Origin of the sequence: Chachezhania antarctica, assembly GCF_003646465.1 — a bacterium.
GTDB classification, from domain to species: Bacteria; Pseudomonadota; Alphaproteobacteria; order Rhodobacterales; family Rhodobacteraceae; genus Chachezhania; species Chachezhania antarctica.
On the sequence record NZ_QZEX01000003.1, the window covers coordinates 102,355 to 114,799 of the forward strand.

Annotated in this window: 12 protein-coding genes; 2 read left to right on the plus strand and 10 right to left on the minus strand. The window is 65.1% G+C overall.

Annotation, left to right across the window (positions count from 1 at the left end; translation table 11 throughout):
- Nucleotides 1–7 precede the first annotated feature (7 nt).
- The 9 genes from D4754_RS07650 to D4754_RS07690 form a co-directional block, all read right to left on the minus strand.
- On the minus strand, nucleotides 8–1,309 hold the full coding sequence (locus tag D4754_RS07650) for a TRAP transporter large permease (protein ID WP_205589598.1): 1,302 nt from the start codon (nucleotides 1,307–1,309) through the stop codon (nucleotides 8–10).
- Nucleotides 1,306–1,842, minus strand: a complete 537-nt coding sequence (locus D4754_RS07655; RefSeq protein ID WP_121062430.1) for a TRAP transporter small permease — start codon at nucleotides 1,840–1,842, stop codon at nucleotides 1,306–1,308. Before D4754_RS07655 ends, D4754_RS07650 begins: the two co-directional genes overlap by 4 nt.
- Before the next feature lie 73 nt (nucleotides 1,843–1,915).
- Nucleotides 1,916–2,938, minus strand: coding sequence for a DctP family TRAP transporter solute-binding subunit (locus D4754_RS07660; RefSeq protein WP_163025830.1), 1,023 nt, complete (start codon nucleotides 2,936–2,938; stop codon nucleotides 1,916–1,918).
- 56 nt (nucleotides 2,939–2,994) lie between these two features.
- Nucleotides 2,995–3,981 (minus strand): alpha-ketoacid dehydrogenase subunit beta, encoded by a 987-nt coding sequence (locus tag D4754_RS07665; protein WP_121062433.1) that lies wholly within the window; start codon nucleotides 3,979–3,981, stop codon nucleotides 2,995–2,997.
- Nucleotides 3,981–4,991: a thiamine pyrophosphate-dependent dehydrogenase E1 component subunit alpha gene (locus tag D4754_RS07670; RefSeq protein WP_205589599.1), complete on the minus strand. Its 1,011-nt coding sequence runs from the start codon at nucleotides 4,989–4,991 to the stop codon at nucleotides 3,981–3,983. The genes D4754_RS07665 and D4754_RS07670 overlap by 1 nt, the downstream gene beginning before the upstream one ends.
- Complete coding sequence (locus tag D4754_RS07675; RefSeq protein WP_163025831.1) at nucleotides 4,963–5,808, minus strand: IclR family transcriptional regulator; 846 nt, start codon at nucleotides 5,806–5,808, stop codon at nucleotides 4,963–4,965. The genes D4754_RS07670 and D4754_RS07675 overlap by 29 nt, the downstream gene beginning before the upstream one ends.
- A 647-nt stretch (nucleotides 5,809–6,455) precedes the next feature.
- Nucleotides 6,456–7,733, minus strand: coding sequence for a TRAP transporter large permease (locus D4754_RS07680; RefSeq protein WP_121062436.1), 1,278 nt, complete (start codon nucleotides 7,731–7,733; stop codon nucleotides 6,456–6,458).
- Between the two features lie 18 nt (nucleotides 7,734–7,751).
- Nucleotides 7,752–8,336 (minus strand): TRAP transporter small permease, encoded by a 585-nt coding sequence (locus D4754_RS07685; RefSeq protein ID WP_121062437.1) that lies wholly within the window; start codon nucleotides 8,334–8,336, stop codon nucleotides 7,752–7,754.
- Nucleotides 8,337–8,350: 14 nt separating this feature from the next.
- A complete protein-coding gene (locus tag D4754_RS07690; RefSeq protein ID WP_121062438.1) occupies nucleotides 8,351–9,325 on the minus strand; it encodes a sialic acid TRAP transporter substrate-binding protein SiaP in 975 nt (324 codons plus the stop codon).
- A gap of 239 nt (nucleotides 9,326–9,564) precedes the next feature.
- On the opposite strand from D4754_RS07690, the gene D4754_RS07695 reads away from it, so the two are divergent.
- Together D4754_RS07695 and D4754_RS07700 are read left to right on the plus strand one after the other, a co-directional pair.
- Nucleotides 9,565–10,377, plus strand: coding sequence for a GntR family transcriptional regulator (locus tag D4754_RS07695; RefSeq protein ID WP_121062440.1), 813 nt, complete (start codon nucleotides 9,565–9,567; stop codon nucleotides 10,375–10,377).
- Nucleotides 10,378–10,617: 240 nt separating this feature from the next.
- A complete protein-coding gene (locus D4754_RS07700; protein WP_121062696.1) occupies nucleotides 10,618–11,853 on the plus strand; it encodes an Hsp70 family protein in 1,236 nt (411 codons plus the stop codon).
- Nucleotides 11,854–11,938: 85 nt separating this feature from the next.
- Here the strand turns inward: D4754_RS07700 and D4754_RS07705 are convergent, their stop codons facing one another.
- The gene (locus D4754_RS07705; protein WP_121062442.1) at nucleotides 11,939–12,433 is read right to left on the minus strand and encodes a VOC family protein; all 495 of its coding nucleotides are present in this window, start codon (nucleotides 12,431–12,433) and stop codon (nucleotides 11,939–11,941) included.
- Nucleotides 12,434–12,445: the final 12 nt, after the last annotated feature.

A 12,445-nucleotide genomic window follows, 5' to 3' on the forward strand; every position in this document is an offset into this window, starting at 1 on the left:
GGTCCATTCAGGTAATGCGATAGCCCAGCAGCCGGGGCAGCCAGAGCGCGATTTCGGGGAATGCCAGGATCAGTCCCAGCGCGACGGCCATCGCCAAGAGCAGCCAGCCAACCCATCGGAAGGTGGATTCCAGCGGTACGTTGGCGACCTTGGCAGTGACCATCAGGTTTACGGCGACCGGGGGCGTGAACTGCCCCATGGCGATGTTGATCGCCATCACGACGCCGAACCAGACATAGGACCAGCCGAAAGCCTGCACGATCGGCACGAGCAGCGGAAGCGCGATCAGGTAGATCGACACGCCGTCCAGCACCATCCCGGCCAGCAGCATGATCAGCATCAGCAGCACCAGGATTACCCACTGGTTGTCGCTGACCGACAACAGCGCCTGCGTGGTGGCGTCGAACGCACCCATCGTCGAACCGGCCCAGGCGAACAGCCCCGCCAGCGACAGGATCAGCATCAGCACGCCCGAGATCTTGGCGCTGTCGGCCAGCACGTTGTAGACGTCGCGCAGGGTCATGGTGCGGTAGAGGACAGTGCCAACGAACAGCCCGTAGGCCACCGCGACAACCGCCGTTTCGGTCGGGGTGAAAAGGCCCGACCGCAGACCGCCCAGGATGATGACCGGCGCCATCAGCCCCGGCACGGCGCGGCGCAGGCTGGGCCAGAAGGGCGGGCGTTCGGTCGATTCCTGGGCGCCGAAGTCGTGCTTGCGGCTCAGGATCAGCGTCGGCACCGCGACGGCGGCGCCCAGCATGATGCCGGGGATCAGACCGGCAGCAAAAAGCGCGCGCAGATCCATGCCGGGGATGATCACCGAATAGACGATCATCGCGATCGACGGAGGGATCAGGATCGCGGTCGAGGCGGAGGCCGCGATCACGCTGGCGGTGAAGGGCTTGGGATACCCCGCCTTCACCATCGACGGCAGCATCACGGTGGCCACCGCTGCCGCATCCGCGGGCCCGGACCCGGACATCCCGCCCATGATCATGCAGACAAGGATCGCCACCAGCGCCAGCCCGCCGCGACGCGGGCCGATCATGGCCTGGGCGAATTCCACCAGCCGCGCAGCGACGCCCGAACGTTCGAAGACGGCGCCGGTCAGGATGAAAAGCGGGATGGCGATCAACGGATACTTGGCAATCGCCGCATAGGTGTTCGGCCCGATCATGCCCATCGCGGTAAGGTCGAGCCCGAGATACACGCCGACCACGCCGCCGATACCAAGCGCGACGGCAATGGGCGTGCCGATCATCATCAGGAAGACGAAGACGACAAGCAGCATGAGGTTGGCGGTGATCATTGCGATGCCCCCCGCCGCCGGATCAGCACCGCCCAGCCCCGGCCCAGAACGCGCAGCAGGATCGCCACGCACAGGATCGGCATCCAGATCGTGTAGATCCAGGTGGGATTGCCCAGACCGGGTGTCGTCTCTTCCCAGTACCATTCGGAATAGGTGACGCGCGCGCCGTAATAGAGCACGAGCGAGAACATGAGCGTCGTCGCCACAAGGGTGATCATCTCGCAGACCCACTGCAACGCCGGCGGCAACCGGTCGAGCAGGAAGGTGATGCGGATGTGACGGTTGCCCGCGAAGGCGGCCGAAGCACCGACGAATGTCATGAAGACCAGCAGGAAGACCGAATATTCCTCCGTGAACGCGAAGGATACGTTGGTCGTGTAGCGCACCACGACATTGCCGAAGGAAATCAGGCAGATCGCCGCCATGGCGGCGGCACCCAGCGCCTCTTCGATGCGAACAGGTACGATGGTGTGGGCGTTGTCCGCGTCTTCGGGATTCACTTCGACGGGCACTCCGTCAGGCTCGGTCGCCATCGCGCGCTCCTAATTCTGGTGGGGAGTCAATTTCGGTCGGGGTCCGCGCAGATCGCGCGAACCCCGGTTTGGATCAGCGGTTCTCGATCGATTTTTCCGCTTCGTTCACCAGATCGACGCCGATCTTTTCCTTCCAGGCGTCGTAGACACCGCGCGTCGCATCGACGAACTGCTGGCGTTCTTCGTCGGTCAGCGTGACCACGTCGACCCCGTACCCCTTGACCTCGTCGATCAGGGAGGTGTCACCGCCCGTCAGGCCCTTGCGCGCAACCTCGACCCCGTAGGCGCCCGCATCGATGGCCGCCTGACGAAGGATTTCCTGATCTTCGGGGGTGAAGCTGTTGAAGACCTCGGGGTTCACCGCGAAGATCAGCGGATCGGCCACGTAGCCCCACAGCGTCACGTAGGTCTGGCCCAGCTCATGCATCTTCAGAACGGTGTAGATGGTCAGCGGGTTTTCCTGCCCGTCCACCGCACCGGTGGTCAGCGCCGGCTGTGCATCAGCCCAGCTCATCTGCGTCGGGTTTGCACCAAGCGCGGTGAACATATCGTTGTAGATCGGCGAGCCCACGACACGCAGTTTCAGGCCCTTCATGTCCGCGGGGGTGCGGATCGGTTTCTTGGAGTTCGTGACCTCGCGAAAGCCGTTTTCGGCCCAGGCCAGCGGGATCGCGCCCTTCGATTCTACGACCTCGAACAGCTTCTCGCCAACCGGGCCCTGAGTCAGCGCGTCCAGCGCCGCGTAATCCGGCATCAGAAACGGCAACGAGAACAGGTTCAGCTCGTTGATCTGGGGCGACCAGTTGATGGTCGAGCCGACCGCCATGTCGATCACGCCCTGCCGCAAAGCGGTGAATTCGCGCGTCTGGTCCCCCTGTACCAGCTGCACGCCGGGATAGATCTTCATGTTGATCCGCCCGTCGGTCCGCTCGGCCACCAGTTCGGCCCAGCGGTCCGCGGTCAGGCCCCAGGGAAACGGTGCCGGAACCACGGTCGAGACGCGGTATTCGTCCTTGTAATTGTCCTGCGCCATTGCCGGAGCAACGCCCAGCGACGCCACTGCCGCACCCGCGGCAATCCATGTCTTCAGGTTCATCATGATTTCTCCTCCCATGATTGATAGTGTTCGGCGCCTCCCCGACGCCTTCGGTTTCAGGAAACCTCTGCAGGCTGCATCGTCTTTCGCACAGCCGCCACGATCCGCGCCGGGCTGACGCGGGCCTCGTCCTCCATCGTCGGCGCATAGGCGACCGGGATCCGGGGCGCGCCCAGACGCGACACCGGCGCCTTCAGGCGGAAATGCAGCGCTTCGGCCACGCTCGCCGCGATCTCGGCGCCGAAGCCCGACACCGTCACCGCTTCGTGGACAACCAGCAGCCGCCCTGTCTTCTCGACCGAGGCCATCACCGCATCGCGGTCCCAGGGCCAGAGCGTGCGCAGGTCGATCACCTCGGCCTCGATACCGTCAGAGGCCAGCGTCTCGGCCGCTTTCAGGCAGCCTTGCCGCATCCCCGACCAGGTGACGAGCGTCACGTCCCGCCCCTCGCGCGCGATATCCGCCTTGCCCAGTGGAACCATGTGGTCGCCTTCGGGCAGTTCGCCCTCCAGCCCCCAGAGGTTCTTGTGCTCCATGTAGACGACAGGATCGTCGCACCGGATGGCGGCTTTCAGCAGGCCCAGGTTATCGGCCGGGGTCGACGGCGCGACGACCACCAGCCCGGGAATATGCGTGTACCAGCTTTCCAGCGACTGCGAATGCTGCGCGGCGGACGACCGCCACATGCCCACGGGTTCACGCACCACCAGCGGCACCCGCATCTGGCCCCCGAACATGAATCGCGCCTTGGCCGCCTGGTTCACCAGTTCATCCACAGCACAGAGCGCGAAATCGGAAAACCGCATCTCGACGATGGGCCGGGTTCCGGTCATCGCGGCACCGACGGCGGCGCCCATGATGCAGGCCTCGGAGATCGGCGTATCGGCGATGCGGCCAGTGCCGAACATCTCCTGCAGGCCCTTGTACTGGCCGAAGACGCCGCCGCGGCCCAGGTCCTCTCCCAGAGCCCAGACGGACGCGTCGCGTTCCATTTCCTCGATCACGGCGCGGCGGCCAGCTTCCAGATAGGTCGACATCGTCATCAGTACGCCCTTTCGCGCGGGTCACCCACATCCTGCACATCCGTGAAGGCGCCGGCGGCCTCCGGCCAATCGGTCTCGCGCGCCGTGCGGGCGATTTCGGCCATTGCCGCCGCTTCGCTGCGGTGCAGTTCGGTCAGCTGTGCATCCTCGATCCCGGCCATCCGCAGGGCGACCTCCAGCCGCGCGATGGGATCGTTGCCGCGCCATTCCTCGACCTCCTGCGCCGGACGATAAGCTGCCGGATCGACCGAGGTATGCCCCGTCATCCGGTAGGTATGGCAGGTCAGGAACCGCGGCCCCTGCCCCGCGCGCACGGCATCGATGGCCGCCCGCGCCGCCGCATCGACGGCCGTCAGATCGTTGCCATCGACCTCGGTCGTCTCGATGCCAAGGCTTTCGGCCCGTGCTCCGGCCCCGGCGCCGCCGGTCATCTCGCGCGTGCGCGTGGTGGCCGAGAAATTGTTGTCCTCGCAGACGAACAGCACCGGCAGATCGAACACCCGCGCCCAGTTCAGCCCCTCCATGAACGGGCCGCGGTTCACCGCACCGTCACCGAAGATACAGGTCACGATCTGGCGTGACCCCTGAAGCTTCAGGGCATGGGCCGCCCCGGTGGCAATCGGGATATTGGCGCCGACAACACCGTTCGCACCCAGCATGCCCACGCCGAAATCGGCGATATGCATGGATCCACCCTTGCCGCCGCAGGTCCCGCCCTTGCGCCCGAACAGTTCACGCATCATCGCCAGACCATCGGCGCCCTTGGCCAGCGTGTGACCGTGGCCGCGATGGGTCGACAGCATCAGGTCGGCGGTTTCGAGATTGCCGCAGACACCCGCCGCGACCGCCTCCTGCCCGATTGACGGGTGGATGGCGCCCAGCACCAGGCCCTCCTTCTGGCCAGCGATCGCCTCCTCCTCGAAGGCGCGGATGCGGTGCATCAGCCCCAGCAGTTCCAGGAATCGTTCCCAGTCGAAATTGTCACGGCGCAGGCCCGGACCTTCCGTCATTTCCTGTTCCTCTCCCTTGCAGTTCCTGTGTCCGCGCTTCGCTGTCGCGGCGACGGCCGATCACGGTTCCCAGATCGCCGGCCTCGGCCCTCAGCAGGGCCACGAGTTCCTCCAGCCGGGGCGGTTCCACCCGCTCCCGGATCGCCGCGACCGACAGCGCGGCGGCCACCCGGCCATCCGCGTCGATCACCGGCACGCCCACGGCATTCATCGCGCTGACGATATGACCGTCGTTGACGACATATCCCCGCGCCCGCGATGCGCTGATCATCCCCCGCAATGCATCGTCCCCGAAGGCCGCAAAGGGGCGGCGGGCCTCCTGCGTGGTGGCGATGATGCGGTCGATCTCGGCCTCGGGCTCGAAGGCCAGCAGCGCAAGCGAACCGGCCCCCACCCCCAAAGGCCGACGATCCCCCACCGAAAGCGTCAGGGTGCGGATCGGATAGGCCCCCGTCTGGCGATCCACGCAATGCGCCTGATCCCCGTCGCGCAGCGACAGGAAGATCGTGTCGCCCGTCGCCACCGCCAGCCGCGCCAGTGCCGGCCGGGCGAGTTCGATGATATGGAACCGACGCGCGGCGTTGCCCAGATTGAACAGACAATAGCCCAGCCGATAGCGCTTCCCCGACGCATCCGTCTCGACGTACCCGACATCGATAAGCGCGCGCAGGATCCGCGAAACGGTCGACTTGCCCAGCCCGATGGCAAGGGCCACGTCCGACAGGCGCATGCCGCCGGAATCGCCCTCCGACAGCACTTTCAGCACCATCGAAGCACGCCCGATCGTCTGCACGGATGCAACGCCAGAGTCCGGCACGTTTTCCTCCCTCGAACGGATCCCCAGTCCGTTTGTCCCGCTAAGTGAAACAGATTCGTACAATAAGTGAAACAAAAATTTCACCGATAAATTGGGAAGTCCAACTTTCTTCATGCTTTCCCAGCCATGGGCGGGGTTCGGGCACTTCGGCGTGGCCGCCAACGGCTGTCCGGCCTCGCCTTCCGGCAGGGTCAGGATCGGACGCGGGCATCGTGCCCCCGGAGTGATGTTTTCAGGGACGTCCGCACATGCAGGGACGACCCCGACCAATGGCATGATGAGGGTACGCCGGGCCCGCGCCTTTGGTATTTCCCGTCACCTTGACAAGATTGCGTCGCAAACCCTGCCCGTATGGCCTGTCAGCCATCGTGATCTGTCGATGAGGTCCGAATGACGAGTTGCAAATCTCTAAGATCAGCAAGGGCAACTTTGGACCGGATCAGGACGGCATACATGGTCCGAAAAGGACAACTGAGAGAAGGCTGCCCACTGGCGATCCACCCAAGCGGTGAGGCGTGATCGCCGACCACGGTCGCCTTTTCATGCCGAAGGGGAACGTTGCGACAGAACCAGCGCAACCCGGATCCCATGACAACCACCAGCCTCGACGCCCGAGACAGACGCCACGCCTCGGTTCGCGGGCCCGGCTATCGGTAGATCGCCGTCGGCAGCCACATCGACAGGGCGGGTACGAAGGTCAGGAGCAGCAGGACCGCCAGCAGCGGCACCAGGAACGGTGCGGTGGCGATCACGCAGCGTTCGAAAGGCACGTCGGCGACCTTCGACAACACGTAAAGCACCAGCCCCACCGGCGGGGTCAACAGCCCGATCATCAGGTTGAGGATCAGGATGATCCCGAAATGCACCGGGTCGATCCCGATGCTGATGGCCACCGGCAGCAGGACCGGCGTCAGGATGGTGATCGCGGCGATGGTTTCCATGAAGCAGCCCACCACCAGCACCACCGCCATGATGATCAGCAAGATCGCGGCCGGGCTGTCGGTGAAGGCCAGCAGGGTGCCGGCGAATTTCTGCGCCACCTGGTTGGCGGTCAGGATCCAGCCGAAGATCGCCGAGGCCGCAACGATCATCATGATCGAGGCCGTGGTCTCGACCGTGTCCATCGACACCCGCAGGATCCGGCGAAGGTTCAGGGTCCGGTAGACGAACACACCCAGGGCCAGGGCATAGACGACGGCCGCAATCGCGGCCTCGGTCGGGGTGAAGGCGCCGGTCAGGATGCCGCCGACGATGATGATGGGCGTGAACAGCGGCAGGATCGCGTGGCCGAAACTGCGCAGGAAATGCCCGATCAGGAAACGTTCGTCGCGCGGGTAGCCCCGGATCCGCGAGAAGACGGCGACCATCGCCATCAGCGATGCCGCCATCACGAAACCCGGCACCAGCCCCGCCGCGAACAGCTGCCCGATCGAGGCATTGGCGATCACGCCATACACCACCAGCGGCAGGGACGGCGGTATGATCGGCCCGATGGTCGACGACGCCGCGGTGATCCCGACCGAAAAGTCGGTGTCGTAGCCGGCATCGCGCATGGCCTTGATCTCGATATTGCCAAGGCCGCCCGCATCGGCCACCGCCGCGCCCGACATGCCCGCAAAGACGACGCTGGCGCCCACGTTCACGTGCCCCAGCCCGCCGTGCATCCAGCCGACGGTCGCGCGGGCGAAGGCGAAGATCTTGTTGGTGATCCCCGACGTGTTCATCAGGTGACCGGCAAGGATGAAGAACGGCACCGCGATCAGCGGGAAGGAGTTGATGCCGTTGACCATGTTATGAAGCACCACGACATCCGGCATCCCCGACTGCGAGATGAAGAACAGCGACGCCAGCCCCAGCGCCACCGCCACCGGCGCGCCCAGGATCAGCAGCACGAACAGGATTACGAACATGAACGTCAGGATCATTTGGAACGGGCTTTCATGTCAGTCGGAAACATCGGACAGCGCGTGATCCTCGATCTCGCGCCTTACAACTTCGGGGCTCTGGCGGATCTTCCGGACAAGCCACATCAGGGAAAAGATCGCCATCGCCGCCAGGGCGGCCGCGACCGCCCAGTAAAGCAGGCTCTTGGGGATCTCGGCCGAGGCCATCTTGGTTCGTGTCTTCAACGCCAGTTCGACCGCCAGCCAGGACAGGTAGGCCCAGAACCCGAGGCTCAGCGCCTCCATCGCCACGCTCAGCCACTTGGCGATACGGTCCGGCAGGTAGCGGTAGAAGAATTCAAGGAAGATGTGGGTGCCCTTGCGGCTGACCGTGACCGCGCCCAGGAACGCGACGAGGATCAGCACGTAGCGCGCGATCTCTTCGGTCCAGGCAATGCTGTCGTTCAGCACATAGCGGGTGAAAAACTGCAGGAAGACGATCACCGCCAGCAGCCAGAGCGCGATCAGCCCCGGCAGGTCGACGGCCTTGATGTCCAGCGGCGCGGTGTCTTCGCCATCGACGAAAGGGCCGGCCGCATCGCGGCCGTGCCCTTCGTCCTTCACCTGATTGTCGGGATCCTTCATCGCCGGCAGCAGCCTCAGAGACCTTGCAACCGCTCGAAATGATCCAGCTCGTAGGGCACCTTGGAGGTGTCCGTCAGCATCGGCTTGACCGCGTTCTGGAAGGGTTCCTTGTCGATCTCGTTCACGTTGATGCCCTGGTCGCGGAACCACGCCACGAGGCTCTGCTCGCTGTCATAGATCTCTTGCGAGACCCTGGCGGCTGCCTCTTCCAGCACCTCCTCGACAATGGCGGCATCATCGCCCAGCCGCGACATGGCGCTGTCGGACACGATGATGAGAAGCGAGTTCAGGATATGCCCCGTCAGGTTGATGTTCGACTGGACCTCGTAGAACTTCTTGAACTGGATCGTCGGCAGCGGGTTTTCCTGCGCATCGACCACGCCCTGCTGCAGCGCAAGATAGACCTCGGAAAACGCCATAGGCGTCGGGTTCGCGCCGACCGCGTTGGGGAACATCAGCATGACGGGCGAATTCGGCACCCGGATCTTCAGCCCTTCCATGTCGGACGGCTGGGTGATCGGGAAATTCGATGTCACGTGGCGCTGGCCGTAATAGACAAGGCCCATCACCGTGTGGCCGGTCGCGTCCTTGTAACCGTCCGACAGCTCGGCAAAGAGATCGCTGTCACGGTAGTTTTTCCAGTGATCGTAGCCGCGCATGATGAACGGGTAGTCGGAAATCGCGATCGGCCCGTAATAGCGTTCGACGAAGCTGGGGCCGGTATAGATGATGTCGACGGCACCGATGCCCAGGCCTTCGTTGATCTCGACTTCCTTGCCCAGCGACGAGGCCGGGAAGACCTGGACGTCGACGCGCCCGTCGGTGCGTTCGGCGATCTGTTCCGCCGCCCACAGCGCAACCTGGTGATAGCCCGAGCCTTCCTCGTAGACATGGGCCCATTTCAGGGTCTGCTGCGCCAGTGCCGATGTCGCACTGGCAAGCGTCAAGACGGCTGCCCCTGCAAGGGCGCCGAGTTTGGCAAATTTCATTGTCATTCCTCCCTGGGTTCTCCAGGCCAGCCGCGTTCGGCGGATGGCCCCTCCTTGTCCCGATCTCGAGTCGGGTATTTGCAACTTGTATACTAGTTAAATCTCGTATACAAGGCATGCTTGCAGGAATTTCGGGCGCTCTCCTTGAGGGTGTGAAACCGGCTATGGTCGCGGCGATGGAAACCGGGCATTTGGGGTGGCCAGAGATCGACCGACGCAACTGGAACGGAGTCCGGAACATGGCCAGCGAGAGCACCGAAGGGCGAACGCCAAACCCGAAGGACGGCCGGGTGTCGGGCAATCAGGACGCGCCACGCAAGCGCTCTCCCGGACAAGGGCCCAGGGGGGCGGCGCGGTTTTCCAGTTCCAGTGACCGGACCAGCGCCGACATCGTCTATGAAAAGCTGCACGGCGCCATCGCCTCGATGGAGCTGCTGCCCGGCACGCCCGTTTCGGAACTGACCCTGACGCGGGAATTCGGTGTCAGCCGCACGCCCGTGCGCGCGGCGCTGCAACGACTGGCAAAGGAAAAACTGGTCGAGATCGTGCCGAAATCGGGCACGTTCGTGGGGCGGATCCCGGTCTCGGGCCTGATCGAAGCCATCGTCGCGCGTCGCGCGCTCGAGGTGATGATCGTGCGCAACACGGTCGATCGTGCCACGCCCGACGACATGACCTATCTGCGCGACCAGCTGGCCCGGCAGCGCATGCTGGCCGACAGGGGTGAACTGGCGCCGTTCCACGCCGCGGACGAGGCTTTTCATGCAGCACTTGCCACGATGGCGGGCTATCCCGGGATCTGGGACATCATCCGCACCCTGAAGATCCAGGTCGACCGCTACCGCCAGTTGACCCTGCCGCAGGAGGGGCGGCTGGAGATGGTGATCCGCGAGCACACCGCGGTGGTCGACGCCATCGAGGCGGGCGACGCCGACACGGCGGCCCGCGCGATGGAAGAGCACCTGGACAAGCTGCAACTGGATATCGAGGTCTTCGGCCAGGATCACCCGGAATACTTCATCCACGACCGCGCAGTTGACGATCAGGTCTGATCCGGCCCGCCGGTCCGTCATGAGGCAAGAGTTAGGCAGACCGATGCGCCGGGAAGATCACGGGCGGGTTCAAATTCCCGCCTCCGGTGCTGCGGGTTAGGGCCAAGCGGCAGGCCGGCCGGAAGCCGCATGGCCGCGATCCGTTCGGTGGTGGGCCCGCAAGGCTCGATCTTGCGGCCCGGCCCCGGATTGGGTACCCGGTGCGCCTTCCCGATTCCCAGCTTCGAAATGGTCCTGCCCATGTCGACCGACACGCTTGCCATCGACTTCGGCACGTCGAATTCCGCTGCTGCCGTTCTGGACAACGGCCGCCCCCGCCGCCTGCGGGTCGAGACCGGGGCCGAGACACTCCCGACCGCCGTCTTCTTTCCTGAGGGCGGCGGCCCGATGCTGATCGGGTCAGCCGCCGCACGGGCGCTGGTCGCGGGCGAGGAAGGGCGCTACATGCGCGCACTGAAAAGCGTTCTGGGAACGTCGCTGTTTCACGAGGAACGCCTGATCTCGGGCAAGCGGCGCACGCTGGCGGACGTGGTTTCGGCCTTTCTCGCCCAGGTGAAACAACGATCCGAGCAGGAGACCGGGCGGCAATTCACACGGGCCCTGTCCGGCCGGCCGGTCCATTTCCACACCGCCGACCCGGACCGGGACGCCCGCGCCGAGGCCGACCTGCGCGCCTGCTATGACGCGGCCGGGTTCGACACGGTGGAATTCATGTTCGAACCCGAGGCCGCGGCGCTGGCCAGCCATGGCGCGAACGCGGCCGGGGGGACGGGGCTGATCGTCGACATAGGCGGCGGTACGTCTGACTTCTCCGTGTTCACGGCCGAAGATGGCGCCGTCCGGATCCTCGCCAGTCACGGCATCCGGCTGGGCGGGACAGATTTCGACCATGCCGTGTCGATGGCCCATGCCATGCCGCATCTGGGTCATGGCGGTGCCTTGCGGCGCGAGATGGGGCCGGGCCTGTTGCCGACGCCCGCCGCGATCTACGTGGACCTTGCGACCTGGGCCAAGATCCCGTTCCTCTACACCCCCGAAACCCGGCGCGAGGTCGCGCGGATGGTGAAGCTGGCCGAAAAGCCCGGCGTTCTGGGCCGCCTGTCCACCGTGCTGGAGGAAGAACTGGGCCACGATCTGGCCTTTGCCGTCGAACGCGGCAAGATCGCGGCGAACCAAGGGGCCGATGACGTCCGCATCGCGATGGGCCTGATCGAGAAGGGCCTGTCCGCCGGGATCACGCCCCGCACGCTCGACGATTGCCTTGCCGATTTTGCCGCCCCCTTGCGGGACGCCGCGACCGAAACGCTGGACCGGGCCGGGGTGGACCGGATCGACACGATTGTCCTGGTCGGCGGGTCGAGCCTCATGAGCCTGATCGAACGCGAGATGCGCGAGGTCTGCCCGGGTGCCGCCGTGGCGCGCACCGAGGCCTTCACGGCCGTGGCCGACGGGCTGGCCCTCGCCACCGGCGCATGAGGCGTCACACCGTGTCGCGGTCGATGGCAGGCAACTGTCAAGCTTCCGCAATCCGCAGGTCAGATGGTCTCCGCCCGATCTAGGGTCATGCCTGGGCGTTGCCCCGCAGGGCGGCCTCGATACCGGCAATGTCGATCTTCCGCATCTCCATCATGGCCGCCTGCGCCCGGGCCGAGGCGGCAGGGTCCGGGTGGGACAGCGCGTCCATCAGGATCCGCGGGGTGATCTGCCATCGGTAGCCCCAGCGGTCCTTGCACCAGCCGCACATGATCTCCTCTCCGCCGTTGCCCGTGATGGCAGCCCACAGCCGGTCCGTCTCGGCCTGGTCCTCGGTATAGACCTGGAGCGAATAGGCGTCGTTGGGTTGGACATGGGGACCGGCGTTGAGCAGTGCGTAGGGCAGCCCCAGCAGTGTCATCTCGACCAGCTGGACGCTGCCGGCCGGGGCGTTCGGGACCCCGTCGGGGATGTGGATCACCTTTTCGACATGGCTGTCGGGGAACGTGTCGGCATAGAACTTTGCCGCGGCCTCGGCCTCGGTATCGAACCAGAGGAACACGGCGGCCCTGGATTTGGTCATTGTCGGTCTCCT